General features: G+C 58.6%; 20 protein-coding genes. 15 read left to right on the top strand and 5 right to left on the bottom strand.

Annotated features, from left to right (window positions below):
* Positions 1-368: 368 nt before the first annotated feature.
* Genes BN2476_RS05480 through BN2476_RS05465 form a run of 4 tightly spaced genes read left to right on the top strand, consistent with a single transcriptional unit; the run spans position 369 to position 3,981 of the window.
* Positions 369-683, top strand: coding sequence for a DUF485 domain-containing protein (locus BN2476_RS05480; protein WP_087733122.1), 315 nt, complete (start codon positions 369-371; stop codon positions 681-683).
* A complete protein-coding gene (locus BN2476_RS05475) occupies positions 680-2,353 on the top strand; it encodes a cation acetate symporter (protein ID WP_087733121.1) in 1,674 nt (557 codons plus the stop codon). The genes BN2476_RS05480 and BN2476_RS05475 overlap by 4 nt, the downstream gene beginning before the upstream one ends.
* 19 nt (positions 2,354-2,372) lie before the next feature.
* On the top strand, positions 2,373-2,981 hold the full coding sequence (locus BN2476_RS05470) for a cytochrome b (RefSeq protein ID WP_087733120.1): 609 nt from the start codon (positions 2,373-2,375) through the stop codon (positions 2,979-2,981).
* Positions 2,982-2,985: 4 nt separating this feature from the next.
* Complete coding sequence (locus BN2476_RS05465) at positions 2,986-3,981, top strand: NAD(P)H-dependent flavin oxidoreductase (protein WP_087733119.1); 996 nt, start codon at positions 2,986-2,988, stop codon at positions 3,979-3,981.
* A gap of 94 nt (positions 3,982-4,075) precedes the next feature.
* Here the strand turns inward: BN2476_RS05465 and BN2476_RS05460 are convergent, their stop codons facing one another.
* A complete protein-coding gene (locus BN2476_RS05460; protein WP_087733118.1) occupies positions 4,076-5,041 on the bottom strand; it encodes a LysR family transcriptional regulator in 966 nt (321 codons plus the stop codon).
* A gap of 140 nt (positions 5,042-5,181) precedes the next feature.
* On the bottom strand, positions 5,182-6,039 hold the full coding sequence (locus tag BN2476_RS05455; protein WP_087733206.1) for a helix-turn-helix domain-containing protein: 858 nt from the start codon (positions 6,037-6,039) through the stop codon (positions 5,182-5,184).
* A 277-nt stretch (positions 6,040-6,316) separates the two neighbouring features.
* Here BN2476_RS05455 and BN2476_RS05450 point away from each other — a divergent pair, with 277 nt between their 5' ends.
* The 4 genes from BN2476_RS05450 (at position 6,317) to BN2476_RS05435 (ending at position 9,980) form a co-directional block, all read left to right on the top strand.
* Positions 6,317-7,282: a transporter gene (locus BN2476_RS05450; protein ID WP_235850705.1), complete on the top strand. Its 966-nt coding sequence runs from the start codon at positions 6,317-6,319 to the stop codon at positions 7,280-7,282.
* A 48-nt stretch (positions 7,283-7,330) separates the two neighbouring features.
* On the top strand, positions 7,331-9,064 hold the full coding sequence (locus BN2476_RS05445) for an FAD-dependent oxidoreductase (RefSeq protein WP_087733117.1): 1,734 nt from the start codon (positions 7,331-7,333) through the stop codon (positions 9,062-9,064).
* 11 nt (positions 9,065-9,075) lie between these two features.
* Positions 9,076-9,471 carry a c-type cytochrome gene (locus BN2476_RS05440; protein WP_087733204.1) on the top strand — a complete coding sequence of 132 codons (396 nt, stop codon included), beginning with the start codon at positions 9,076-9,078 and terminating at the stop codon, positions 9,469-9,471.
* Positions 9,472-9,548: 77 nt separating this feature from the next.
* Complete coding sequence (locus tag BN2476_RS05435) at positions 9,549-9,980, top strand: nuclear transport factor 2 family protein (protein WP_087733116.1); 432 nt, start codon at positions 9,549-9,551, stop codon at positions 9,978-9,980.
* A 190-nt stretch (positions 9,981-10,170) separates the two neighbouring features.
* On the opposite strand, the gene BN2476_RS05430 is transcribed toward BN2476_RS05435, so the two are convergent.
* Positions 10,171-11,331 carry a porin gene (locus BN2476_RS05430; protein WP_087733203.1) on the bottom strand — a complete coding sequence of 387 codons (1,161 nt, stop codon included), beginning with the start codon at positions 11,329-11,331 and terminating at the stop codon, positions 10,171-10,173.
* 721 nt (positions 11,332-12,052) lie between these two features.
* On the opposite strand from BN2476_RS05430, the gene BN2476_RS05425 reads away from it, so the two are divergent.
* The 3 genes from BN2476_RS05425 to BN2476_RS05415 all read left to right on the top strand — a co-directional run bounded on the left by BN2476_RS05425 (position 12,053) and on the right by BN2476_RS05415 (position 16,886).
* Entirely contained in the window at positions 12,053-12,745 is a 693-nt protein-coding gene (locus BN2476_RS05425) for a phosphatase PAP2 family protein (RefSeq protein WP_087733115.1), read from the top strand.
* Between the two features lie 164 nt (positions 12,746-12,909).
* Complete coding sequence (locus BN2476_RS05420) at positions 12,910-14,058, top strand: response regulator receiver protein (protein WP_143810902.1); 1,149 nt, start codon at positions 12,910-12,912, stop codon at positions 14,056-14,058.
* Between the two features lie 1,265 nt (positions 14,059-15,323).
* Positions 15,324-16,886 carry a hypothetical protein gene (locus BN2476_RS05415; RefSeq protein WP_087733113.1) on the top strand — a complete coding sequence of 521 codons (1,563 nt, stop codon included), beginning with the start codon at positions 15,324-15,326 and terminating at the stop codon, positions 16,884-16,886.
* Positions 16,887-16,955: 69 nt separating this feature from the next.
* Here BN2476_RS05415 and BN2476_RS05410 read toward each other — a convergent pair whose 3' ends face one another.
* Entirely contained in the window at positions 16,956-17,927 is a 972-nt protein-coding gene (locus BN2476_RS05410; RefSeq protein WP_087733112.1) for an ATP-grasp fold amidoligase family protein, read from the bottom strand.
* Between the two features lie 24 nt (positions 17,928-17,951).
* Positions 17,952-18,884, bottom strand: coding sequence for a helix-turn-helix domain-containing protein (locus BN2476_RS05405; RefSeq protein WP_087733202.1), 933 nt, complete (start codon positions 18,882-18,884; stop codon positions 17,952-17,954).
* Between the two features lie 1,079 nt (positions 18,885-19,963).
* Here BN2476_RS05405 and BN2476_RS05400 point away from each other — a divergent pair.
* The 4 genes from BN2476_RS05400 (at position 19,964) to BN2476_RS05385 (ending at position 26,076) form a co-directional block, all read left to right on the top strand.
* Positions 19,964-22,315 carry a polysaccharide biosynthesis tyrosine autokinase gene (locus tag BN2476_RS05400; protein WP_173819590.1) on the top strand — a complete coding sequence of 784 codons (2,352 nt, stop codon included), beginning with the start codon at positions 19,964-19,966 and terminating at the stop codon, positions 22,313-22,315.
* Between the two features lie 66 nt (positions 22,316-22,381).
* Positions 22,382-23,497: a glycosyltransferase family 4 protein gene (locus BN2476_RS05395; RefSeq protein WP_087733111.1), complete on the top strand. Its 1,116-nt coding sequence runs from the start codon at positions 22,382-22,384 to the stop codon at positions 23,495-23,497.
* 26 nt (positions 23,498-23,523) lie between these two features.
* Positions 23,524-24,966: a hypothetical protein gene (locus BN2476_RS05390; protein WP_087733110.1), complete on the top strand. Its 1,443-nt coding sequence runs from the start codon at positions 23,524-23,526 to the stop codon at positions 24,964-24,966.
* A 93-nt stretch (positions 24,967-25,059) separates the two neighbouring features.
* The gene (locus tag BN2476_RS05385; protein ID WP_087733109.1) at positions 25,060-26,076 is read left to right on the top strand and encodes a glycosyltransferase family 2 protein; all 1,017 of its coding nucleotides are present in this window, start codon (positions 25,060-25,062) and stop codon (positions 26,074-26,076) included.
* Positions 26,077-26,101: the final 25 nt, after the last annotated feature.

Below are 26,101 nucleotides of genomic sequence, written 5' to 3'. Positions count from 1 at the left end.
CGGATGCTTTGCGCACGCCCGCCAATAGCCGACGCGCGGCGCGTGCGCGCGGACGGCGCGGAATGGCCGCGCCGAACGGTGTGTGAGTGGGGCGATTATTGACGTTGCGTCATGACGGTGCGGGCGCCGGGCGTCGCACAAATGCGAGGCCCGGCCGATGCGATGTGCGCTCTGTGCTTCTTTCTGGAATTCACTGGTGCGAATTCCGCCACTTAATGAGTGAAGCGGAAGAAGCGCCATTTCACTCGCAGTGATGGCACGCATCATCAAACATCATTTTACTTGATCGATTCACGCTCCTATCGTTAAGCAAAACAGGAAGAGCGCAGCGCAATGCGCCTAACCCGAAACGAAATACAGGAGACATCGTGGTCGATTCCACTGCGCATGACGACGTCCGGCTGTCGCCGGCATTCGAACGACTGGTCGCCCGGCGACGCAGGCTCGTAGCATGGCTTACGTTGGGCACCTTGCTGCCGTACTACGCTTTTGTGTTCATTGCGGGGTTCGCGCCGCAAGTGCTTGCCACGCGGCTTTATCCCGGAAGTGTGATTACGATCGGCTGGCCTGTCGGTGCAGTGTTGATCCTCGGGACGTGGGTTTTGACTGGCATCTACATTCGGCGCGCAAACGGAGAGTTTGACCAATTGACCGCTCGGATTCTCGCGGGAGGCGCTCAATGAAGCGGCCGATCAGAATCGCAGTCGCTGTGCTCACCGCTTTCGTTGCACAAGCGGCGATGGCCACGCCGGAAGCGTTGGAGAAAGTACAGAAGCAGCCGCTCAACACCACCGCAATCGCGATGTTCGTCATGTTCGTGATCGCGACGCTAGGCATCACGTACTGGTCCGCATCGAAGACGAAGTCGATGAAGGACTTCTACAACGCCGGCGGCGGCATTACAGGATTTCAAAACGGTCTTGCGCTCGCGGGCGACTACATGTCGGCGGCGGCTTTGCTCGGGCTGACGAGCATGATCTTTTTCAACGGCTATGACGGCATGCTTTACGCGGTGAGCTTCTTTGTCGCGTGGCCGCTACTGATGTTTCTCTTTGCCGAACGCATCAGAAACCTGGGGCAAGTCACCATCGCCGATATCGCGTCGTTCAGGCTGGACCAGCAGAGAATACGGACACTGATGGCGTTCGGCTCGCTGACGGTCGTCTGCTTCTATCTGGTCGTGCAGATGGTGGGCGCGGGGCAACTCATCCAGCTTCTATTCGGGCTCCAATACAACTACGCCGTCATGGTGGTCGGCATTCTGATGGCCGTGTACGTGACGTTCGGCGGGATGGTCGCGACAACCTGGGTGCAAATCATCAAGGCCGTGCTGATGCTGTTCGGCGCAAGTCTGCTGGCCATATTGTCGTTGAGCCATTTCGGCTTTTCGATCGACAACATGTTCGAGCAGGCAATCGCCGCGCACAAGAGCGGAAGCGGCATGATGCTGCCGAGCAAACTCGTGGCCGATCCGTTCGAGATGCTATCGCTGTCGGTGGGGCTGGTGTTCGGCACATCGGGACTGCCTCACATCCTGATGCGCTTCTTTACCGTGCCCGATGCAAAGGAAGCGCGCAAGTCCGTGTTCGTCGCGACGGGGTTCATCGGATACTTCTTCCTCGTTGTCACCGTGCTCGGCACTGCCGCCATCGTCATCGTAGGACGCAATCCCGCCTTCTATGAGCACGGCGTACTCGGCGGAAAACTGATCGGCGGCGGCAATATGCCCGTGATGCATCTGGCGAAGGCCGTGGGCGGCGATTTCGTACTCGGCTTTCTGTCCGCCGTCGCGTTTGCAACCATTCTGGCTGTCGTAGCGGGGCTCACGATGGCGGGTACCTCTGCGATCTCGCACGACCTGTACGCGATGGTAATCAAGCGAAACAACGCCGATGCCGCGCAGGAAAAGCGCGTGTCGAGAGTTGCCTCGGTCGCCATCGCGGGCGTCGCGATTCTGCTTGGCATTCTCTTCAAGGATCAGAACGTCGCGTTTTTGGTGGCGCTGACATTTAGCGTCGCAGCATCCGTCAATTTTCCGATTCTGACCTTGGCGATCTACTGGAAAGGCTTGACGACTCGCGGCGCGCTGATGGGCGGCATCGCTGGCCTCGTGAGCGCAGTGAGCCTCGTCGTGCTTTCGCCCGCTGTGTGGGTGAAAGTACTTGGGCACGCGATCGCGATCTTTCCATACGACTACCCCGCCATTGTTTCAATGACGATCGCGTTCTTCTTCACGTGGATCGGCTCGCTTACCGATCAGGGCGCGCGAGCATCGATAGAACGGGAGAAGTTCGACGACCAGTTCGTTCGCGCTCAAACAGGCATTGGCTCTTCGGGTGCGGTCAGTCACTAGCTATTGATTGGAGTGGGAAATGTCGAAGCTGCAAACCTCATACGTGTCGGAATCCCGTTCGCACGGCGAGCGCATGAAGGCCAGGTTTCAGGTGCGCGATAACGGCCTGGGCTTTTCGCCGATTACGATCGTGCTTCATTGGGTGGTGGCGGCGCTCGTGCTGTCGATCATCGCGATCCAAATCGCGCTTTCCGTTTCGCCGGACAGCGGGCTCACGAAAGTGCTGAATCTGCTTGGGACAATCCTGTTTCCTGTATCGGCCTACCGGTTCTGGGCGCGCATCACGTCATATCATCCGTTGCCCGTCGGCACGCCGAATCCCGTCGAAGTGATCGTCAGCCGGTCGGTGGCGACGGCCCTCGCGCTCGCGATGGTTCTGCTGCCGATTGCGGCGTGGCTGTCGAAGTCGGCGGCCGGACTGCCGATCGAATTGCCCGGAGGGTGGTTCATTCCTGCGCTGATATCGCCGGATCATCAGGCGGCGCGAATCTTCGACATTCTCTTCAAGATCGGCGCTACGCCGTTTGTGATCGGGTTGGCGTTGCATATCTTCGGTGCCTGCAAGAACCATCTCGTGCTGAAAAACGACGCCTTGAAACGGATGCTTGGAAAACGTGTGGAGCTTTAACACCATGAGCACAACCAGTTATGAATTCGGCGGCAATGCCGTCACGGAGCTTTGCGGAGTTCAATACCCGATCTTCCTCGCCGGGATGGCCGCTATTTCCGGTCCGAAGCTCGTCGCTGCCGTTGCGAACGCGGGCGGAATGGGCACGATAGGCGGATTGCGCTTGCCGCCGCTCGCATTACGAAAGTGGCTAAGGGAAACGAAGAGCCTGACCGACAAGCCTTTCGGCGTGAATCTCGTGCCGTCGTTTGGCGGCCCGGATGTATTCGAAGCGCAGTTCCGGATCGTGCTTCAGGAAAAGCCGCGCATGCTGTCGCTGTTCTATGCCGAGAACTACCCGGATATGATCGCGCGTGCAAAAGACGCGGGAATGATTGTGATGGTTCAGGTGGGCTCCGTCGAGCTTGCGCGACAGGCGATTGCGAATGGTGCCGATATCATCACGGCCCAAGGCAGCGAGAGCGGTGGCCATTTGAATCGCGGCACCATTGGGCTGCTTTCGCTGTTGCCCGCGCTCATCGAAGTTTCCGAGGGCCGGCCTGTGCTGGCCGCAGGCGGCATTACGAACCGCGATGACGTTCGAACCGTGATGGAAATAGGCGCGGGCGGCGTGCTCGTGGGTACTGCGTTTGTCGCGTGTGAGGAGTCGAATGCGCATCCGCTCTATAAGCAGAAGATCGTGGAAGCTACTGTCGACGACACCGAGTATCGAACGGGGTACTCGTTCGGATGGAAATACGGCACGCCGCATCGCGTGATCCCGAATCGCGACAAGTGGAACCTGTTGCGTTTTATCGGCGGCGGTGCGCGCGCGATCGACAAGCCGAAGATGGCACAGAAGCTGTCGCTCTATGCGGGCCAGGGTGTGGGAAAGATCGACCGCGTTATCCCGGCCGCCGAGCGTGTGGCGGAACTGGCGCAAGGTTTGAGCTGCGGCCGCGAACGGGTCCAGGCCGGCTCGGTCGAGCCGTTCAAGGAACTGCATCTGCGCTATGCCTGACGGCGCTTGAAAGTGAAAGACCACGCGCCGTGAACCTTGATTTCGGTTCACGGCGCGTGGTCTTTTCCAGCTCCCGTTGGCAGCATCGGGCAAATCAGTGAACGCTCGCGCCGGATTCCGTAGCGTCGATACGTCCCAGCCCGGTCGTCAAGATGTTTTCACTGGCCGCTTTCTGAGCGCCGCAATCCATTGCAATTTGATGATGCGCGAGATCGATCATCGCCGTGAGCGCCGGCGTGACGAGCGCGTCCTTGTTGCGAATGAACACGGTCTTGACGTTCGAGAATTCCTGCGGCAGTTCATGACACTGTACGGAATGCCGCGCGCCGTGGCTCTCCACGACAGATCGCGGCAGCAACGTAATACCCATCCCGGCAGCGACGCACGACATGATCCCATCCAGCGTGCCAAGTTCCATGATCTGGCCGGGAATGATGCCCGCCTGATAGAACCAGTGTTCGAGCGTCGAACGATAGAAACAACCCGTCCTGAAGACGAGCACTGTTTGACGCGATATCTCGTTCGTAAGAGCCGACAGTGAGTCGAATTCGTTGCCGCTCACGAGAACCAGTTCTTCGTGAAAGACTTCTTCCTGATACAGCGACGAAGTTTGATGAAAACCGCCGACAAAAGCGCCATCCAGCCGATGCGATTCGACGGCCTTGATCAACTCGGTCGTCGTGCCCGTCATCAGCGACAGCTGAACTTGCGGGTACTGCTCGTGATACCTGGCGAGGATTTTCGGCAACCGGATCGCGGCTGTCGTTTCCATCGACCCGAGCCGCAACAGCCCTCGTGGCGATGCGTTGTCGAGCAACGCGTTGCGGCTCTCATCCGTCAATTGAAGAATACGCTGTGCGTAGCCCAGGAAGATTTGCCCTGCCGACGTGAGCACGACGCCATTCTTCTGCCGAATGAATAGCTGCTGGTTCAATTCCGCTTCCAGCTCCTTGATACGCATCGTCACGTTCGACTGCACGTTGTGGATCTTTTCAGCCGCTGCCGTGAAACTGCCGTGCTCCGCGACCGCACAAAATATTCTCAGATGTCGCAGTTCCATTTTGCGCCTCGCCGGATCACGTCGGATGATGGAAGCTCAGGCTAGCACATTCACGCAATGATGAACGCGCCTGGCAGGACATGATTGCGCGCATCGTTGAGCACTGGGAAACCAGCAGCAAAAGCCGTAGCGTGGTGGCCTCATGCTGCGTGCTTTCTGTAGCGCGACGGCGTCGTGCCCAGCCGCTCGGAGAAAAGCGCCGTCATGTGCTGTTGCGAAGAAAATCCACAGGCTGCGGCCACATCGCAAAGCGGCGTGTCCGTCGCGCGCAGCATGCGGGCAGCCGCATTCAGGCGCTTTTCGACCACGAAGCGATACAGCGAATGGCCCGTTCGCGCTTTCACGCCATCGGAGACGACCCGCACGGGAAGATCGAGCGTCGCCGCGATTTGCGTACAGCTCAATGCGTCGTCGAGGTTCTCTTCGACATACTGTTCGAGTCGTTGGAATTCAACGCTCGACAGTGTCGGCCGATGAATGTCTTTAGCCGTTTGCAGTTGCCGCGTCGTTTCGATCCATGCGAGCGTCGCGAGACACTGGATTTCCCACGGATCGACGGGCAACGCGGCATTCGATGTCGTCTTGAGCCGTGCATAGCGCACCAGATGACGGATCGCGTCAGCGCCGAGATTGTCGCGATTGACGGTGCTTCTCGATGTATCCGCATGTGCATCGTTCATCCCGCGCTTGAATTCATCCGAATAGCGAAACGCAACGAAGCCGAGGCGGACCTGTTGCGCGTCGATATGCATCTTTCCGCCGCGTGGATGAAATGCCGCTGTCTCCGCGCGAAACGTGAGCGGAAGGGCGGGCCCGTCGTCGTAACGCGTATTCGAAACGATAGTGCCGAGCAGCAGACAGACCGTATCCGACGTGTTGTGCACGTCGAATGTGTAAGGCTGCGCACCTGAAATGCAGTACTCGAGCCCACGCGCGCCGGGCACGGCGGCGAATGCATCGATAGATCGGCCAGCCGGTCGCTGGGTCAATGCGGTCATGGTCGTCTCCATTCCGTCGATGACGCACTGGCGCGCGCCTGCGCCTCGACGTTCGTATTTCTGCATTCAACCGAGTATAGAAGAACGCATCGGCGCGAACGTGTTCCGATGGTTCGCCATTCGCGAACGCCGCGTCCGCGATTTTCATCCTGGTAGCGACCCTGATAGCGCGTTAAACCGGAATCTATAAAGCGCGAAACCTGAAAGACCCGCTGATTACGTCGACGTACGGTGCACTCCATGCCTCGCGGCACACGACACCAAAACGGAGACGACGATGAGAGCACCATTGGCGCGCAAGCGCATTCAGCATTGGCGGCATAACGCGCGGCGGCGCGGCAGGACGCTGGTCGCGCTGCTCGGCATGACGGGCACGCTGCCGCTCGCCGATGCCGCCTTCGCTTCAGGCATACCGTTCGCAACCGACCGGCCGCAAACGTGGCAGTTCAGCTCGGACTTCGAGGGCACTTACGATTCGTTCGGTGAAAACATCTGGTGGAACCACGACAGCCGCGCGTTCGACTCGCACGGCAATCAGATAAATGGCCCCGACACGAATACCTTCGTCGGACTGTCGACGTTCATCCACTACTGGAAGCTGTCGTCGCTGCCGCACGTCGGCTTCAATGCGAGCATCACGGTGCCCGCGATCCGCACGCAGGGCTCGCAATTCGCCGCAAGCGGGATCGGCGATCCGCTGATCGGCGGACTCGTCTGGTACAACCCGGCACCCGCGACGACGCTCGGATTTCAGGCCTACGTGCAGGTGCCCATCGGACAGAACAGCGTATCGACCAACACCTGGTCGTTCTGGCCTTCCGTCTTTTACGACGACTGGTATGGCCATGTGAACGTGGACCTTCTGGTCGGCGGCATTCTGCGCGGACGGACGCTGCGATCGGGTCATGACGATCTCAGTCCCGGCGACACGTTTCATCTGAATCTGCGCATCGGCTACAGCATTTCGCCACCCGACAATCCGTTCGCCATTCCCTTCTTCGCGCTCGATCACCAGACGAGCGGCGGCACCTTCAACCAGACAGCGGGTATCCCCGTGGGGAACAGCGCGAGCCGCGAAACGACGGTCGGCGCGGGCGTGCTGTTCCAGTTCAAGCCAAACAGCCTGCCCTTCGTGCACCAGAAGATGTACGACCAGCTTTCCATCCAGTACCAGCACTCGGTGTCGGGGCGCAACACGACGCTGACCAATGCCGTCCTCGTGCAGGCGTGGCACTACTGGTAAGCGATGCCCCGCATTCACCGATCGAAAGCAATAACCCAGGAGACAACCATGAGTGACGAGATTCAGACGCCCGCTACGTCGCGGCGCAATTTCATCAAGGCGGCAGGGGCGGGCACGGCGGCCGCCGCATTCGGCGCGGTGTCGCTTTCCGCCAAAGCCGCCGATCAACTGAAATTCGACGCGGAATACGACATCGTCGTGTGCGGCGGCGGAGGCGGCGGCTTGCCCTGTGCGCTCTTTTCGCGCTGGCTCGGCAACCGCGTCGCGATTCTCGAGAAGGCGGGCAGCGTCGGCGGTACGGCGGCGAAAGCGGCGTTCTGGTACTGGGTGCCCAACAACGAGCCGATGCGTCGCGCAGGAATCGCCGATCCGAAGGACGATTATCTGCGCTACGTCGCGCGTCTTTCGCGGCCCGAGCAATATGATCCTGCGCTACCGAAGTTCGGCCTCTCGGAGTGGGAGTACGAGATGTGCGAAGCGATCTATGACAGCGCATCGCCGGCGGCTGAATTGCTCGCGTCGAAAGGCGCACTGCCGTACCGGCATGAAGCCGCTGTGCCCGACTACTGGGCCGAGCTGCCCGAAAACAAGGCGCCGCGTGGCCGCGTACTGTTTCCGAAGGACGGCTTGCCGAGCATGTCCGATGGCGGCCGCGTCGCGATCCGCACGATGAGCGCCGCCGCACGGCGCGACGGTGTCGATATCCGCACGGGTTATCGTGTGCAAAAGGTACTGGTCGATGCGAATGGCGCAGTGACAGGCGTCGAGGCGCTGACCGAAGAAGGCACGATCTTTCGCGCGCGTGCGAAGAAAGCCGTCGTGTTCGCAACGGGCGGCTTTACGCACGACCCGGAACTGCGCAGGAATTTCTTGCACGGCGCCGTGTATGGCGGATGCGCAGCCGTCAGCAACGAAGGCGACTTCGTTCGCATCTCAAGCGCATTCGACGTGCAGTTGCGCAACATGAACTATTCGTGGATGGCGCCGATCTCGCTCGACAAGGCGATCGCAAAGGACGGCTCGCTCTCGGGCATCTTCACGCCGACAGGCGATTCGATGCTGTACGTGAACCGGTATGGCAAGCGCGTCGTGAACGAAAAGCTCGCCTATAACGAGGTGTGCGCGACGTTCTCGCAGTGGGACGGTTCGAAAGGCGAGTACCCGAATCTCGCGCTCATTTCGATCTGGGATCAACAGGCGCAGGAACATTGCGCAAGTGATGACTACGGCAGCCTGATCGTGCCGCCCGGCTCGAATGACCGGCACGTGCTGTGCGGCAATACATTGCAGGAGCTGGCGAGCGCCATTCGCGAGCGGCTTTCGAAGCACGCGAACGCGCTAGGCGGCATGCAGTTGAGCGACGGCTTCGTGCCGAACCTCGATGCGACCATCAAGCGGTTCAACGGCTTTGCGAAGGCGGGCAAGGATGCGGATTTTCATCGTGGCGAACGCATCGTCGAAAAGCTCTTTAATGGGCCCATCCAGAAAAAGGCTGATCAGAAAAACGAAACGATGTACCCGCTCAGCGCGAAAGGGCCGTACTACGCGGCGCTGATCGTTGCTGGCAATCTCGATACGAAGGGCGGTCCGAAGACGAATTCGCACGGCCAGGTGCTCGACGTGCGCGAGGTGCCCATCAAAGGCCTGTATGGCGTCGGAAATTGCGTCGCGTCGGCGTCCGCGCGCGCGTATTGGGCGGGCGGCGGCACGCTCGGACCCATCATCGCATTTGCGTATCGCGCGGCGAATGCGGCGCATGCCGAGAACACTTCACGCGCATGACGGGAGGCATGATGAAACGCATCAGCACACTATCGATTGCGATCGGCATCTCGTTCGCGCTCGTGAGCGCAGCGGGTCATGCGCAGGACTCGGCCGATCTTGCGGCGTTGGGCAAGAAGCTCGCGACCAACAACTGCGCGGTATGTCACACGTTTGGCAAAGGCGAGCCGAACGGACAGGGGCCGAACCTCTTTGGCATCGTCGGCAGGCCGATGGGCGCGCAGCCCGGCTTCAAGTACTCGGCGGGCATGCACGCGGCCTCGTCGGGCAAGGTGTGGGACGAAAAACTGCTCGACGCGTGGCTCTCCGATACGCAGACCGTCGCGCCGGGTAATGCAATGACGTACTTCGAAGGCGACGAGGCGCGTCGCCGGAAGATCATCGCGTATCTGAGCACGCTTCACTGAAACCCCTATCGCAACTATTCGCATAGGACCGGAGTAAGGCGCTGAAGCGGCAACTCCGGCCGACAGGAGATTGAAACATGGAAACCACCACGATGACGGATGAACAACGCAAGACCATCGCAATCGAATATTTGCGCAGGCTGGACCGCGGCGTGTCCGTATTCGATCTCTTCGACGACCACGCGGAAGTGCATTTTCCGAAATGGGGCATTGCGTCGGGCCGCGCGTCGTTCGAGAAGCTTTTCACGGACCTCGGTTCGATCGTGTCGAAGTTCAAGCACGATCTTGCTTACTTGAACGTGATTCAGCAGGGCGATATGGTGGTCGTCGAGGGCACGAGCTACGGGACGAGCAAGGGCGGCGTCGACTGGCGCGCGGGCGTGTCGCATGCGGGGCGTTGGTGCGATGTGTTCGAGATCCGCGACTTCAAGATCCAGCGGTGCTTTATTTACCTCGATCCGGACTATGAGGGTGCGGACACGGAGCGGTATCCGTGGCTGGGGCGGTAGAGGCCATTCGTGCCGGGAGGGCAGCATCGCTGCCCTTTGTTGCGCGCTGATCCGTGGCTTTAGCGGTGGTAGGCGTTCAGGATGCCGCTTGTATGAAGCGGCGCGCGATCCACCTGGTTGAGCAAGGCGTCTGTTATACGATGCCGTTGGGCGTACATACGTCCTTGCTCGTGAGGAAATGTCGATACGATCAGAACGTGTGACGCATGCCCACCGTGACGGCGACTTGCGTGTTGGTCGCCGATGGCGACAACGTGTTGATCATCGCATGCGAGAGCACCGAATCTGCGGGCGCGCCGTGTACGTTCTGGTAGACGCCTTCGAGATAGAAGTCGGTACGCTTGCTCACCGCATAGTCGGTTTGGAGCATCGCCGTGTTCCATCCGGGCGCCGAGCCGTTGTACGCGCCATGCGTATACGTGTAAGCGCCGGATACGCTCAATGCAGGCGTGAGCGCATATTTGGCATTCACCTCGTAGTTGTCGAGGCGCAGCGAGCCGGCAAGAGAGCCGACGCTCGTATCGTTCGCGCCAAGGTAAGAACCCGTTCCGAACGAGTACACGCCGGACACGTTGTCGATCTGCGTATGGCTCCAGACCAGCCCGACGACAGCCGGCCCGTACGTGTAGTTGCCGCCGAGCGACCAGATGCGCTGGCGTTGCGCGATGAAGTTGGCACTGGTGTCGCCTGACGTGACAGCGCCGCTTCCGTTGCCGGCATCGTTCAGTTGCAGATAGCCTGCCGCGAGATTGACGGGCCCTTGCGAATAGGACAGGCCGAAACCGTATGAGCGGTTGTTCGAAAAGTCACCGGCCTTGTTGCTGAATGAGTACATCGTTTCAAATGTGATGCCGCGATAGGCCGGGCTCGTGTACTTGACCGAGTTGTTGACCACGACGGAATTAGCCGCGAGATTGTCGTTCTCGAACGGATGCGCCGCCATGTTGCCGCCCCAGGTGTTGAACTCCGCCGTGAGAGGGCCGACGAGGTCGTTCATCACGTCAAACTGGCGGCCGAATGTCAGCGTGCCGTATGGATCGCTTTGCAAGCCAACCCATGCCTGCGAGCCGAAGCCATCGCCGGAGAAAGCTTGTGCACCATTGTTGAGAATGAAGCCTTGTTCGAGCTTGAAGAGTGCGTGCAAGCCACCGCCGAGATCTTCCGAGCCCTTGAGGCCAAATACGGTGTTCTGCGTCGAACTGCTATTGAGTTGCCAGTTGCTATGGCCCAGCTGGTTGTTCGTGTAGACGAGGCCCGTATCGAGCAGACCGTAAAGCGTGACGCTGCTTTGCGCGTGTGCCGAGACGGATATAGCTCCGAGCAGTGCGAGGGCGAGTGAGGATTTTTTCATGTGTGTGGGCTTCTTGATGGGCCGGCGATCAGATGAATCGATTGGTTCAGTGTCGTACTGTTGCGCGCGCATGCGGTACATGTTCTAGCCATGCGGCTTTGAATCCGTTCTATCGCGGATATGCGGAAGATTGCTTCACGATTATTGCGTGTCGTATATCCGCGTACTGATTGCGTTTGGAAGTGAGCATGCATGGCCGACGCGGCACAGCGGGACGACGCGAATCATATAACGCTCGATATAAAGTTTGCGTAAAAGTCGGTTCGACGAAATTTTGTCCCATCATACGCATGCATCGCATAGAAGCGATGGGCTTTCAATTCGCCGACGGACAGCGAATAACAGAAATATGGGCTTACACTTTGGCGCTATGTGTTGAATGATTGCGTCCGCTTTGCTCTTCATTGCATGAGGCAATTGCCATTACGATGGGCGGCGCTCACCACCGCGTGAGCCGGGACGCGGGCTTTCACGTTGCGCGCGATACCGAACAGACATCGTCGATGAAAAGGAGGAGTGGTACACAAAGGATGCTCGCCCGACCGGCCGTTCAGGAACAAAAATGGCTACCGCGAGAAAGTACGGCAGCGGGCGGGTTTGCGCATAGCAGGCTAAGGTCGAGGTCCAGTCGCAGTGCGCGTCGGCGACGCGCATGAGCACCGGGATCTCCACTTTCTGCCTGTCTTCTTGCTATTGCTACGAATCCGGTGGTACTACAAGAATGCTTAACTTCGATACAACCATCGAGACATATCTCGCGCACTTGAATCTCGGTCCGCTGCCGAGCCTTGCGATGAGAGCCCTCACCGATATGTACACGTTCAGAGGGCTCGTGCTGATCCCCATGTTGTGGTGGATCTGGTTCAAACCCGGTGAGCGGCGGGAATGGCATCGCGAAGTGGTCATCGCAACCGTTGTGAGTGGCTTACTGGCGCTTGCCGTTGGACGAGTGCTTGCCGATTTTCTGCCGTTTCGGGTACGTCCCGTCTACAACACTGAATTGCATTTGCATTTCGCGACCGGTTCTCTACATGACGCCATGTTGTCCAACTGGAGCTCGTTCCCGAGCGACCACGCGATGCTATGGATGTCGGTTGCTACGGGCGTATTTATCGTTTCGCGCCTCGCGGGAGTACTCGTATTTCTGTACACGGCCATTTTCATCTGCTTTCCGCGTGCGTACTTCGGCTTTCACTATCCGACTGACCTGCTCGCAGGTGCGGCAATTGGAATTGCCATTACTTATCTAATGACGTGGACCCCCGTCCGGACGCGCTATGCCGCGCCAACGTTGCAATGGATCGAGCGCTACCCTGGGCCTTCTTCGATGCTGGCGTTCATCCTGTGCTTCGAACTCGTCACGCAGTTCGATGAACTCCGCAGAATTGCGAGTGCGGCTTCGAAGGCGCTTTGAGTGCGGCCAACGCCGCGCGCAAACGAATCCCACTGATAGCGGGCGTATTGCAGTCGTCGTGCAAGATAAAGAAAGAATTTGCACGCTGTACAGGGTAATTTTTCAAATTGCCGTGTAATGACTGATTCAAGCCGCGACGGCTGATCCGAGTTCGGATGGCACGGATGCTGCATTCCGTCGCATCGTGCATCGCCTGCCCGTCGGCGCACGCGATACGAACTGCAATCGGGGAGGACGCGGTGTCCGCTATCAATGTCAGCCGGAGGCAACGATGTATGTCAGCGTTCTTGCGCCGTGATTTAGACGAACCATCTTGCAGGCAGGCAGTTCCTTCTTCTGGCTCGGCGCGGCACCGCGTCGGGATCGTCCCATGCGCGCTCGTGTTCATCGAAACGGACGGTACGGGCAGCCCGAATTGCACGCGCGCTGACCCCTTTTGCTACCTCGAACAGGCCATTACGCTCAACCGCAGTCTGATGGCAGTTGGGCTGCCGAGACTGACGGTCGCGACAAACGTCGCCGGGCAGATCGAGCAGTACTTGACGAAGATCGATTCCGATTCACGTCCGCGTGTGCTGCAGTTGAGTCCGTCCAGATTGACGCTGCAGAAAATGACGCGCTTCTATAGCGCGCACTTCAAGCTGGACATGATGGAGCAGGTCGCCGCGACACTGCGCGAAGGCGAGCTGCTGATGCTGCTCGACACCGACATGCTCGCGCTACGGGCGCTCGACGAAGAACTTCTACGGCGTTGTCAAATGTTAGGCGTAGGCGCATTTGACATCTCTGATCAGGAGTTTTCGGCTTACGGTGACGCACGCGTCATTGGCGATCTCGAGACCGTGGCGGGAAAGGCGCTTCGAAACCCGCGATGGTTTGGCGGCGAAGTACTGCTTGCATCGACCGCTTTCATCAATGAACTGGTGCCCTATGCTCACGCGTGCTTCGAGCGTTACCGACTTGCCATCGATGAGTTGAACCACAACGGAGATGAGGCATTCATTTCCGCAGCACTCAATCTGTTGGCAGACGAGGGTCATCAGATCATCGATCTTGGCGCACATCGGCTTGTTGGACGCCACTGGTCCGGCAATACTCACCGGGATCTTCGCTGGTTCAAAGGATGTTCGCTGCTCCATCTGCCCGGGTGCAAGCGCATGCTCGAGCGCGAGGCGCACCGGCACGCCTTCAGTGCGGAGCGAGTGTGGCGAAACCTGGTGCTGCGGCACGAGCTCAATCGAACCGTCTGGCCACTCAGGCAGTGGGTCCGCTCGCGTGCACGGTCGCGTCACGACGGGACGCCCGCAGCGTGATGCGATCAGATCGACTGCCACAGTCGATGTTCTCGTGTTAGATCCGGATGCGGAGCGGCGCGCTGGACTCGCATCCAGACTAACATCGCAAGGCATGCAGGTCATGCCGGCCAGCACGACAGAAGAAGCGAGGGTCGAGGTTCGTCGGCTCAATCCGCGTGTCATCGTCGCATCAAGCCCGATTGGTGCCGCCAACGCCAATGATTTGCTCGGAGATCTATCGCGAGTGCCGGACTGTTTGCGTCGTCCCGTCATGATCGCCTTCTCGATGGATGATGCGCGCCTCGATCGGGCCGGGTGGGATCGTTGGTTCCCGCGATCGGCAGATTCTGCTGAGGTTGTGCAAGCAGTAAGAGATGCAGTTGCACGACAGTAGGCAGTACTATTGCCACGCTATATGGCCCATCGTTGTCAATTCCGCAGTACCTTTTACTCATCTCCGAAAGCATGAATTGCTGCGCTATTGCAGTGCCGTATTCCCTAATTCGGTAAAAAAGAAATGTATAATGGCACTCAATGGTAGAGATTGCCGATATTAATCGCGCAGCTTCCAGGGTCGATACCGAAAAAATATTCTCGACGCGATGAAAATTGCGTCACTGCTTAAGCGTTGCTGGGTGAGTTCTCCCGCTCTTCATTAGCCAAAGAAACAAGCGCACATTGGCTTGCGCAAAGCCAACGCAGTCAGTAGCTGTATTGCGCCAGACAGATCGAACACACTCAGCGAACAATTCATCTTGCACATATGCGCAAGACTATCTCACGAGTGATCAAAAAAGGCGGAATTTCTTTTCGACCGCAAACAATCAGAAGAATCGTGCTATTTATCTGTTCATTTCCGATTCGTATGTAAATCCGAAGCGCATCCGGGTATTATTTCCACCGATTCAAAAGGGGCGCGCGAATAAATTGCCGGGCGATTTTTCCGTATCTTCGCGGCAAACGTTTGCACGTTGCACAAAGATGGGCGGCAGTCAGTGGCAACGCATTTGGGAATCGTCGTAGCTCGCTAGCAAAGTTTTCCAAGGCTGGACGGATCTGCCTGCAGTCGTGGATTTTGAGTTCTGGCGTCACCGCTCGATACGCATTCGGAGCGGGCAGTTCAATCATTTCTCATGTCACTCACTAAAAGCGCAAGTAGTTGTCCCTGTACATAAGGATTACTGATTAAGTAGCGCTTGGCCGACGCTGGACATCGCAGTTCGAGCATTCACCCACTTGGGACTTTTTATTCGAGAAATTTCTCGACAGGGGAAGTATTTGTCATGAATAAACGACGTCAATTTCTTGGTCAGCTGACGGCTATCGGTGGCAGCTATCTTCTCGCCGCTTGTGGCGGCGGTTCAGGCGATGGCGCGGGCGGCGCTTCCGGAGCGGCCGTCGCGAACGTTGCGGCTCGCGCAAGCACGGCATCGGCAAACGGCACAACCATTCCATCGGCAAGCTCGATCACAGACACCTCTGGTGCCGTGTGGACGTTGTCGCAAGGATCGGTCTACCGGAACGGAGTTAAAGCCGGCAACACGTATAACGTGACGCTGCTGATGATCTATGGCGCCGTGATTTACCATCAGGGCACGGGTGGGCAGTTCTATGCGTGGAACGGGTCCACCTGGACGGCGTGTAACGATCCGCGCCTCGGCGGAACGTCGCCTGACGGTACGACTATTCCGTCCGCTTCGTACATCATCGACAAGGCGGGCGCGATGTGGACCGTCGTCAACGGTGTTATCTATCGGAACGGCGGGACCGTTGGCAACACGTATAACGTGTCGCTGCTGTTGTGGTACGGCGGGAAGATCTGGCACATCGGTACGGGCGGACAGTTCTATGTGCTCACGGACCTCGATCGCTGGTTGCCGTGTAACGACCCTCGCAACGCTGCCGCGGTCGCAGCCTCGACGGGCATGTTCTACGGTGTCAATGGGCACTTTGACTACACATACACGCCGTCTCAGCTCGTATCGATTCTGCGGAACATGGGCTGCACGAGCTATCGTGTGGGCTGTACCGACGATCCGAATCAGCTGAATGCCGTTAGCAAACTGGCGGCGGCCTTCCAGGCGGCCGGACTCCAACTGCTCGTGCTGATCAATCAGGGCGTCTACGATTCCAATGGCAATGTGTTCAGCAGCGAGTCGGCGGCGTATTCGCGTGGCCAGCAGGTTGCAATGACCGTCACCAATACACTCAAGCAGTATGGCGTGACGATCTACGAATGCGGAAACGAGTTGACGCGTCAGAACGCGACGATTCTGGACTTCACCAACGCTGGTACGAAGGCCGTCGACTTCAACAACGACAATTGGCCGGCCATGCGTGGTGCGATGCGCGGGATGATCGATGGCGTGAAGTCGGTTCAATCCAATGCAAAATGCGGCATCAACTTCTGTGTCGCGGACATTGGTGCTGCCGATGCCTTGTGGGACGGCATGCAACCGGATGGCACGGGTGGCTACCCGAAGGTGCGCTGGGACATCACGACGTGGCACAACTACGAAGTGTATGGCGACATCTTCAATATCGGCATTGACGGTTCCGGTCCGGGATTCGACCTGCCCACGTACTGCAAGGCCCGATACGGTGTGCCGTTCATCATTACGGAATGGAACACGGGTCCTGAGAAGGCGCAGGATTATCGAGCGAGTTACATCACGAACACGTTGAGCAAGTACTATCAGGCACGGAACTCTCACAACATTCAGGCTGTGATGTATTACGTGCTCGATAGCGGAAACAACACCTACGGCGTTATGACCAACGGAACGACGCTCAATCCGCCGTACAGCGCGCTCACCAGCTTCATGACAAGCAATCCCGCAAACTGACTTCCGCGCGGACCGCTTGTTGTTCGTCATCCCTCCTTCGCTCGGTCCTTGAGCGGAGGAGAGGTGATTTCAGACGCCGTGCCGGCTATTCAAAAGCTTTCCCCATTCATAGTCGATGTGGTCCGGCGTGAAAGGCAATACGCCTGCGCCGGGCGTGAACGTCAATTCGCCGAAATAGATTTCGTCGTCCGGTGCATAGAGATCGACTCGAACATAGTCGAAGTCTTCGCACAGTCGCGTCGCCGCTTGCAATACCGCGTCCAGGTTTTTCGGTCGCGGAGGAGGCACAGGGCTGCGAGTGTACGGTCCGATCATCACATCCATTACGTTCCAGTCTTCGTCGAACACGTCGCCATGCGTGTTGTTCCCGAAGCGGTCGGAGATCAGCAAGGTGTACATGGTCGGATGACCCGTTCGCCCACCGAAGCAATGCAGCTTGAAATCGGCTGGAATCTCCCCTTGTTTGTCGAGCAGCAGCTTTTCAAAGAAGATGCGCGGTTCGATGCTCAGATAGTGTCGCTCGCGGGCAACGCGGTAGAACGAGGTCGACAGCCAGCGATCGGCCAATTCTTTTAGCTTCTCGAACGATGTCGTCGATTTGTCTCTGACTATTTCAACAAAAGTACTGCCGTGATTCGCTTTCATGACGAAAGAAGACGGCAGTCTGTCAAAAACCTCGCGCGTGAATATCTCGGGTGCCGCGATCAGCGGAACCAGATGTTCCCGTCCGAGTTTCTTCTCGACGTACTCCCGAACCGCAATCTTGTCGGTCAGAGGCACATAGCGCGGGTCTGGCCGAAGATTGCGCTGCAGGATCTGCTCATTGAACGTGGTAGGGTGAATGAGCTTCGGATAGCGGCCAATACACTTCTTGTGTAGCAGACTCAAAAAGAGCGCGTCAGGCAATACTTGTTTGGCGGCTTCTTTCATTCTCCTGAACGTGGAGGGAAGCTCATTCGATCCACCGTGAGCACCGTCCTGCTTCGCGCCTTGCGACGCACTCGCTGCGTCGCTCGACCGCACACCTTCAATTGTTGGCATTTTTATCGCTCCCCGTGCGTCAGGTCAGTAGATCAGCTTTGCCGATGGCGCAACGGCTGCGGCATGCACGGCCACGCCGGCCGTGGATGCTGCTGCTGGCGGTTGCGCACGTTCCTCCGTCGGAAGATGGCGCAGCGCCCGGAAATGGGTCGGCGATACACCGTACCGTAGCTTGAATATTCTTCCGAGCCGATTGCCGTCGCCCATTCCACAACGCCGGGCAATCTTGTCAATAGGAAGGTCAGTTTCGATCAGCATCGAACAAACAACTTCAAAGCGCGTGCGCAGCAGATACTCGAGCGGAGTCATACCGAACTCGCTCTTGAACCGGCGCTGATAGTTCCGCTTGCTCATCGCAGCCGACTCGGCCGCAAGACCCACGGAAATAGGCTTGCTGTAGTTCTCGCGAATCCAGCGTGCCGACTCCCGGATCTTTTCCGTTGTCGTCGCAATGTTCAAATCTTCCGCGTCAGGCCGCACACGCTCAGGGACGTTCGTCTGCAACGCGCGAGCGACCCTGCGCGCGATCTCCGCGTTCAAATCGCGTTCGATCTGCAAGAGCGCCATCTCCGACGGCGTCGGGCCGGCGGGACGCGTTTCCGACATGCCATCGTCGAGGACGAATACGGGCACGGACGACTGAGCCGGGGGCGTAAATGCTTCAAGCTTCGGCTGCATGCCGGTCGGCACATTTGAGCCTTGAAGCGACAGCCAGGAAACGAGTGCCTCGTTATTCTGCGCCGCGACATCGGAACCGCGAGCGACAAAGAGTGCGTGAAAGTCGGCAAGCCGGTATTGATCGAGCTTCTGCGTCCAGATCGAGAAGCACGATCCGCCCGTAACAAAGCCGCCGGTCTCCGATAGCACGGTGAACCGATAAGGAAGATGTTCGCCGTTACCGTGGTCGAACTCGTTAGCGAGGCGAAAAGCGTCTCCAATGGCGCCTACGGCTGCCATCGAGCAGTGATGCGAGATGAGCACGCCAATGTGCCTCTCAAGCCTTGAATCAACCTGTCGTTCGTCAGTGTGCCACGGATGCGATCGAGCAAACCCATTCACGTTTAGCTCTCCAAATTAATGCGAAATACTTCGATGCGGCCCAGAATACCGTAGTGAATAGATCGATTGAATAGCTGTCGGATTTGTGCGAACGATGTGGCGTAATTGTTCGAAAATGGCAATTATTACCGTTTATGGGCGTTATGTTTGTCGTCCATTTTTCCGGCTGAGGAAATTATTTCGCGTAAAAATTATCTGACATTTATGAAAGAAAAGCGGGTTAAATCCCCTCCGAGCCTTGCTGGACAAGCGTCTGAAAGGCATATCTCGTTTCATTCCCCAAATCTCGACTTGCAGTACTGTCACTAAACTTCTGTTACGTGATTTCGGCCTGATCGTATCAATCTGTTACACCAATTTCAGAACGGCACAACTCTTTCTTTCCCTGGTAAACCCCGTTACACGCTCCACGTTATCGGCCATTTGTACCCGAATTTGGGCCGAAGTCGTTCAATTCCGAATTCTGCCCGTCTATGCTTCGCTGCAACAGCCTGGAGAGGCCATCGCCAATTCCGAAATTCGTTGGAATGTTGTTTGCAGGTCTTCACCAGGAAATCGCCTACGCCGAAAGCGCGCAAATGTTGTGACCTCGCGCGCTGATCAGTTTTCTTCGGTCGTGGGATTAAAGTACGCAATCACCGTATTGGACAGTACATCTCTGTTGGCTCATTGAAGTCACAGAGGTGCGTCTAGATATTTGGCAACCGCTTTACTCCAGAGGAGGGAAACGCATGAATGGAATGCGCACGCATGTTGATCTTCTCGTCCGGAGATTCCGGCACGGCACTAGCTAGTCAGAGAGTCTGAGTGCCGACGCCGAAATGGCGTTCGCATGTCCTGCCGGCTCCGGCTAGGCTGAGTGACATTCCGACGCGCCGAATCCGCGTCAACTTTAGCGGCAACAGCAGCTTCAGTTCGCGATCCGGTGCTGCACTTCTGCGTATCGCAGGGTGCTCCAGGGAAACGTACATGAAAGGATGATTCAGGTGGATTACTACCCCTACAACTCGCTTCCTGCTCCTCCCGCTCCCGTCAACAACGAGCGCACGCAGCTCAGTGGGCGCGAGATGCTCAACCTCATGCGCGATCATATCTGGGAGATTCTGGCAACCACGGCGGCCGTGTTCCTGCTCGCGCTCACCTATCAATTGGTCGCGAGTCCCGTCTATTCGGCGGATGTGCTCGTGCGTGTCGATCCACCAGAGGCAAACGCACTCGGTATCGCGCTGCAGAATCAGGATTCGATGCTTCCGCCGCCCGCACCGGCGCCCAGCACCGAAATGGGTGTGATGCAAAGCCGTTCGGTGCTCGATCCTGTGATCGAACGATATCGTTTCGACGTGACGGTCAAGCCGCGCACGATCCCGGTTCTAGGCGACATCGCCGACAAGTTCGCAACGCCTGGCGAGCCTAACAGCGCATGGCTCGGCTTGAAGTCGTTTGCGTGGGGCGGAGAGGTCGTGAATGTCGGCTATCTGAACGTCCCACAGAATCTCGAGGAAGAGAAGCTCAGGCTCGTCGCGCTCGATGGCGGTACATATGAGCTACTGGGTCCGTCGGGCGAGTTTCTGCTCAAGGGCGAAGTCGGCAAGCCCGCGACGGTCAACGGGGTCTCGGTACTGATCAGCAAGCTGGCCGCGCGGCCCGGAACGCACTTCGAAGTGATCCGGTGGAATGGCGTCGACGCCGTCAAGCGCTTCATGGATGTCGTGAAGATCACCGACAAGGTGAAGGACTCCGGTCTCATCCAGATCGAGTACGCAAACAAGAGCGCGTCGATGGCTGCCGATGTCGCCAATGCGCTTGGGCAGCAGTATCTGACTACCGCTGCCGCGAGCCGTCAAATGAACGACACGCAGACGCTCAATTTCATCAAGGGCGAACTGCCGCGCCTGCTTGCGGATTTGCGCAAGACCGAGCAAGCGCTCAAGGACTTCAGGGCGAAATCCAATTCGATGCAGCCGACGACCGAATCGCAGACGTACCTGCAGGGCGGTCTGGACCTGGATCGTCAGATTGCGAGCCTGCAATTGCAGCGTACCCAGTTGCTGGACAAGTACCAACCGGGAAGCCGCTGGATTCAGAGCATCGACTCACAGCTGGCCCAGTTGAACAAGACGAAGTCCGAGTTCGACAACCGCTTCCAGGGCATGCCTGCGTCCGAGCGTGAGAGCGTCGATCTGATTCGCGCGCAGAAGGTCGCCGAGACGATTTACATGGGCATGGTGCAGAAAGCGGAGCAATTGACGGTTCGTCGCGCGAGCACGACGGGCGGCGCGCACATCGTCGATTCGGCGATCCGGCCGCATCGCCCTGTGAAGCCGAATCCGCTGATCGTGCTGCCGGGCGGTGCCGTGCTTGGCTTCGTCGCGGGCATCTTTCTCGTCTTCATGCGTCGTCACGTTCTCGTGGGCGTGACGGACCCGCGATACGTCGAGCGCCGCCTGAGCGTGCCTGTTGTCGGCGAAGTGCTGTTCAGCCATCAGCAAACGATGCTTGACCGGAGCCTGCCCGCCGCTGCGCGAAAACCGCTGCCTGGTGTGAGCGGGAAGAATGGATCGCCGCAACGCAATGGAGGCGAATCGGGAGCCGGCGCGAACGAGAAGATCGATCCTTCGTTTAGCGATTCGGGCACCAAGGTACTCGCGGCGCGTTTCCCGCATGACCCGTCTGTCGAGGCGCTGCGCGCGGTTCGTACGGCGATGTCCCGCGATCTCGCGAACGCCCGCAACAACATCGTGATGGTGACGGGTCCGACCACGTCGGCGGGCAAGAGCTTCGTGGCCGCAAACCTCGCGGCGCTGCACGCCGAAGCGGGCTCGCGTGTCGTGCTGATCGACGGCGACATGCGCCGCGGCCACCTCGCTGCGTTCTTTGGCCAGAGCAATCGCGGCGGCTTGTCGGAAGTCCTGTCGGACCGTGTTCCGCTGCGTGACGCGCTGCGCGAAGTCGGCATCGACGGCGTCACGTTCATGTCGTGCGGCGCGCGTCCGGAGAATCCGGCCGCACTGCTGACGCGCCCGCGCTTCAGGCAATTGCTCGAACGTCTCGGCAATCACTTTGACCTGGTGGTCATCGATACGCCGCCGTTCCTCGCGGTCACCGACGCATCGATCATCGCGAACGAAGCGGGCGCCTCGTTGCTCGTGCTGCGCTCGGAAATGCAGACGGAAGAAGAGATCTCCGACACGGTCAAGAAGATCGAGCGCGCGGGCGGCCGTATCGCCGGATGCGTCTTCAATGGCATACCCGTGCGCCGCAGCACGCGCAGCTATGGCTACGCGACGAATTACGCGAGCGATTTCGGGGACGTCGAGACGGCCAGTTGATGTCGGGCTATCCGACGCTTACGCGACAACAGGAAACGGTACAACTTCGTGAGGCGGAGAAACCCTATGGCATTCGCGATCAACGGAAAATTCACCTCGCAACCCATTACGGGCGTGCAAAGGGTCGCTTATGAACTCACCAGGGCGATGCAGATGCGCGAAAACCCGGGTAGTGAACTCGAGGTCTTCGTGCCGCAAAACGCGATGGAGCCGGGTGCGTCCCTTAAGCGGCAGCGCCGGTTTTCGTGGTTGCGGGGCACGCTGTGGGAACAGATTACGTTGCCGATTGCCGCGCGTCGCATGACGCTCGTCAATCTGTGCAACACCAGTCCGATTCTCAAGCGCCGTCAGGTGGTGATGGTCCACGACATGGCCGTCTATGACGTACCGGACGGCTTTTCGAAGAAGTTCCGGCTTTGGTACCAGTTCTGTTTTTCGATGCTGCCGAAGCTGGACCCGTTCGTGCTGACGGTGTCGTCTTTTTCGAAGCGCCGGATTAGCCACCATCTGAATATCGACGAGTCGCGCATTGCCGTGATTCCACCCGGCGCGGACCATCTCGACCGCGTCGTGTCGGAGCCGGACATCGTCGGGCGTCTGCAACTCGAGAAGGACGCTTATTGCGTGATCGTCGGCAGTCTCGATCCGCGCAAGAACCTTCAACGCGCTCTCGATGCAATTGCGAAACTCGAGCATTTGCGTGACGTGAAATTCGTCATCGTCGGGGGCAGAAATCAACGTGTATTCAGCGGCGAAGGCTTGAGCGACAGGCCCGAGTCGAAGCAGGTGATCTGGGCCGGCTTCGTGACGGACGGCGAACTCAAGGCGCTTTACGAGCACGCGGGCTGTCTCGTCTTTCCGTCGCTATATGAGGGATTCGGACTGCCGCCTCTCGAAGCAATGTACTGCGGATGCCCGGTGATCGCTTCGTCGCGCACGTCGATACCGGAAGCATGCGGAGACGCTGCCATGTATTGCGACGCCATGTCCGCGGAAGACATTGCTGAAAAGATCTCGCTGATGATGAGTCACGGCGAGTTGCGCCAACGCTATCGGAGCAAAGGCATGGCGCATGCGCGCGAGTACCGTTGGGACCGGTCGGCGAAAAGGCTGCTGGAGCTTTTGTATGGGAAAGAAAGCGAGCCTATGTCGGAGCTGTTTCCGCGGGCGACGGTGGGTTGATCAGCGGTACTCGCCGGGACGGACCAATGTATCGGAACAGAAGCCGACAAAGTAGACGACACGCGCTCAAGACGCTTGCTGCACTCGCGTGTGTGGGCCTGCCGGGCATGCGCACGACGCCGGTTGCATTCGCGGCCGACGCAGCGGGCAAGCAACGTGAGGCTCGCAAGATGACCGACATGATCGGAACGAACGGTTGGCCAGGATCGGACGCCGACATCAGCATGTGGCGCACGATGGGCATCAGCTGGGGCCGCGGTTCCGTTGGCCCCGGACAGCCCGATTCCGCGAAGCAGGCGATGCGGGTCAACGGAACGGGCAATGCGTACGACAGCGATTTACCGTCGGCCATCTTGCGCAACAACGCGAATGGAATCAGGTCGCTGCTGTTCCTCGGCTATACGCCCAAGTGGAATGCAAGCGTGCCTGGCGATTCGAAGTCGGCGCCCGTCGATGTCGAGGCGTGGCAACGGTATGTGGAAGCTGCCGTCAGCAAGTACTCGAAGCCGCCATATAACGTGCGCCATTTCCAGATCTGGAACGAGGCGGCCGGCCGCCTGTCGGGTGGGCTGCCGCAGGCCACGTTCTGGCATGGACCCAAATTCGATCGCGACGAAAAGCGCTCGGGGCCATACGAGCGCGCGATGCAGGACTACGTCGACAAGATCCACTTGCCGGCGGCCCGCATTGTCCGCAAGTACGGCGCGTATATCGTCTACGGCGGATGGCCTGATCAGGGTGGGCTCGACACGTTCGGCAAATGGCTCGAATACAGGAGCGCACGCTCGAATGAGCGGATGATCGATTGGGTCGACTACCTCGATACCCATTATTTGTCCGTCGGCGATCTCGACGGTCTGTATCAGCGCTATGTGAAGCAGGGTCCTGCTCGCGGGCTGTGGCAAACCGAAATCGGCGACAGGTACATGGAAGACCCACATTACCTGCCGCGTTATTTCTTCGAGTTTGCGGTGTGGGCGCTGGATCGCAACTGGGACGACCCTGACAAGTACGTGACGATGGTGTACCACTGGGACGGCTTCGAGCCGTACCGGCTGACGCATCGCGGGCCGCCCCGCACGTACAACCCTTCGGGGCGCAGCCTGGTCGTTCTGAACAAGACGGTTCCCGGCTTGCTTGCGCCGTTTTCGAAGCCGCTTCGGTTCGGGCCGGAAGCCAAAGGTTCTGCGCTGCTTTCGGACAGTGACATCGTCATTCAGGTGAGCGCCGCGCCAGGCTGGCGTACGGTCGAGGCGGCAGGCGTCGAGCAGCCGTCGTTGGACGGCGCAGAGGTGCTTTACATCGACGCCGTGACGGGCGCCGTTGCACCTCGTGAAGACGCCACGCTGACATCGAACAGCGGGACGCTGAGCATCCGTTTTCGCGTGCCCGCCGAAGTCAACGGCGCCGATAAGAAGTCGCGCGCGCATCTTGCTTATCTCGTCGTCCGGCGACAGAAGACGACATGAGACACGCAGCTTTTTATTGGCGAGGCAGTAGTGCCGATTACCGAGAGAGAAGATTTGAGCATTGACGGATTCAACCTATCGCCGCGAGATCCCATGAAACAGATGGCCATCGTTATTTGCAACTATAACTACGAGCGCTTTATTGCCGAGGCGATCGACTCATCGCTGAACCAGGACTATCCGGGCACGCGAGTGATCGTCATCGACGATGGCTCGACGGATGGTTCGCGCGCGATCATCGAGAGTTACGGCTCGCGCATATCCGCTGTCTTCAAGGAGAACGGCGGCCAGGTATCCGCCTATAACCTCGGACTCGAACTCGCCGACACGGAGTATGTACTCTTCCTCGACTCGGACGATGTGCTCTATCCGGACGCCGTGTCGGAAGTGATGCGCACGTTCGAGAGCGGCGACGTGGCGAAGGTGCAATTTCGCCTCGATGTCATCGACGTGGAGGGCAACCAGACAGGCGCCCACGTTCCGCACTCCGCGCCGCCGACCGATTGCGGCACCTTGCTGATGGGCGGCTGGCTTTATCCGTCGCCGCCCGCGTCGGGCAATGCCTATTGCGTGCGCGCGCTGAAGAAGCTGTTCCCGGTTCCGGAAACGGCGATCAACCGCTACGGCGCCGACTTCTATGCGATCTATGGCGTCGCTCTGGTCGGGCCGGTCACGATGGTGCCCCGTTCACTCGGAGCATATCGCGTTCATCAACGTGCAAATGAATCGAGCGTGTCGTTCGCTAACTCGGAGCAATTGACGAAGGCGCCGAAGGCATTCAAGGCGCGGTGGGCGACATTGCGCGAGCTCGCGCGTACGCGGCTCAATCGGGAGCTGCCGATGTCATTTCACGACTTCGCGCATGAAAAGGCCTATTTCTGCTCGAACCTCTATCAGGCGCCATTGACGACACGCTGGCGCTGGGCGATCAAAGACTCTTACGACTATCGGTACTCGATCCTCGCCAATCCTTTCTGGAGCCTGAAAAAGAAGGCCGGAACGCTTCTTCTGTCGAGCCTCTGCCTGTTGCCGTATTCGCCGCTCTCCAACTTCGTGGTCCGGTACATCACCAATCCGCTTGCGCGTCGAAGCGCCGCGGTCGAGCGTTAGGAGACCGCCATGCGGCATCGACGAT

It is taken from the genome of Paraburkholderia piptadeniae (assembly GCF_900007165.1).
Lineage (GTDB): Bacteria > Pseudomonadota > Gammaproteobacteria > Burkholderiales > Burkholderiaceae > Paraburkholderia > Paraburkholderia piptadeniae.
Note: the sequence above shows the minus strand (reverse complement) of the source record. Positions and strands in the feature narration are given on the sequence as shown.

What these genes read in the sequence shown, in the direction of transcription:
- BN2476_RS05420 (WP_143810902.1), top strand. Translation starts at nt 12,910, where the DNA reads ATGCTGCATTCCGTCGCATCGTGCATCGCCTGCCCGTCGGCGCACGCG.
- BN2476_RS05390 (WP_087733110.1), top strand. Translation starts at nt 23,524, where the DNA reads ATGTATCGGAACAGAAGCCGACAAAGTAGACGACACGCGCTCAAGACG.
- BN2476_RS05395 (WP_087733111.1), top strand. Translation starts at nt 22,382, where the DNA reads ATGGCATTCGCGATCAACGGAAAATTCACCTCGCAACCCATTACGGGC.
- BN2476_RS05435 (WP_087733116.1), top strand. Translation starts at nt 9,549, where the DNA reads ATGGAAACCACCACGATGACGGATGAACAACGCAAGACCATCGCAATC.
- BN2476_RS05425 (WP_087733115.1), top strand. Translation starts at nt 12,053, where the DNA reads ATGCTTAACTTCGATACAACCATCGAGACATATCTCGCGCACTTGAAT.
- BN2476_RS05430 (WP_087733203.1), bottom strand. Translation starts at nt 11,331, where the DNA reads ATGAAAAAATCCTCACTCGCCCTCGCACTGCTCGGAGCTATATCCGTC.
- BN2476_RS05385 (WP_087733109.1), top strand. Translation starts at nt 25,060, where the DNA reads ATGAAACAGATGGCCATCGTTATTTGCAACTATAACTACGAGCGCTTT.
- BN2476_RS05445 (WP_087733117.1), top strand. Translation starts at nt 7,331, where the DNA reads ATGAGTGACGAGATTCAGACGCCCGCTACGTCGCGGCGCAATTTCATC.
- BN2476_RS05405 (WP_087733202.1), bottom strand. Translation starts at nt 18,884, where the DNA reads ATGGCAGCCGTAGGCGCCATTGGAGACGCTTTTCGCCTCGCTAACGAG.
- BN2476_RS05470 (WP_087733120.1), top strand. Translation starts at nt 2,373, where the DNA reads ATGTCGAAGCTGCAAACCTCATACGTGTCGGAATCCCGTTCGCACGGC.
- BN2476_RS05450 (WP_235850705.1), top strand. Translation starts at nt 6,317, where the DNA reads ATGAGAGCACCATTGGCGCGCAAGCGCATTCAGCATTGGCGGCATAAC.
- BN2476_RS05455 (WP_087733206.1), bottom strand. Translation starts at nt 6,039, where the DNA reads ATGACCGCATTGACCCAGCGACCGGCTGGCCGATCTATCGATGCATTC.
- BN2476_RS05440 (WP_087733204.1), top strand. Translation starts at nt 9,076, where the DNA reads ATGAAACGCATCAGCACACTATCGATTGCGATCGGCATCTCGTTCGCG.
- BN2476_RS05410 (WP_087733112.1), bottom strand. Translation starts at nt 17,927, where the DNA reads ATGCCAACAATTGAAGGTGTGCGGTCGAGCGACGCAGCGAGTGCGTCG.
- BN2476_RS05460 (WP_087733118.1), bottom strand. Translation starts at nt 5,041, where the DNA reads ATGGAACTGCGACATCTGAGAATATTTTGTGCGGTCGCGGAGCACGGC.
- BN2476_RS05400 (WP_173819590.1), top strand. Translation starts at nt 19,964, where the DNA reads ATGATTCAGGTGGATTACTACCCCTACAACTCGCTTCCTGCTCCTCCC.
- BN2476_RS05415 (WP_087733113.1), top strand. Translation starts at nt 15,324, where the DNA reads ATGAATAAACGACGTCAATTTCTTGGTCAGCTGACGGCTATCGGTGGC.
- BN2476_RS05465 (WP_087733119.1), top strand. Translation starts at nt 2,986, where the DNA reads ATGAGCACAACCAGTTATGAATTCGGCGGCAATGCCGTCACGGAGCTT.
- BN2476_RS05475 (WP_087733121.1), top strand. Translation starts at nt 680, where the DNA reads ATGAAGCGGCCGATCAGAATCGCAGTCGCTGTGCTCACCGCTTTCGTT.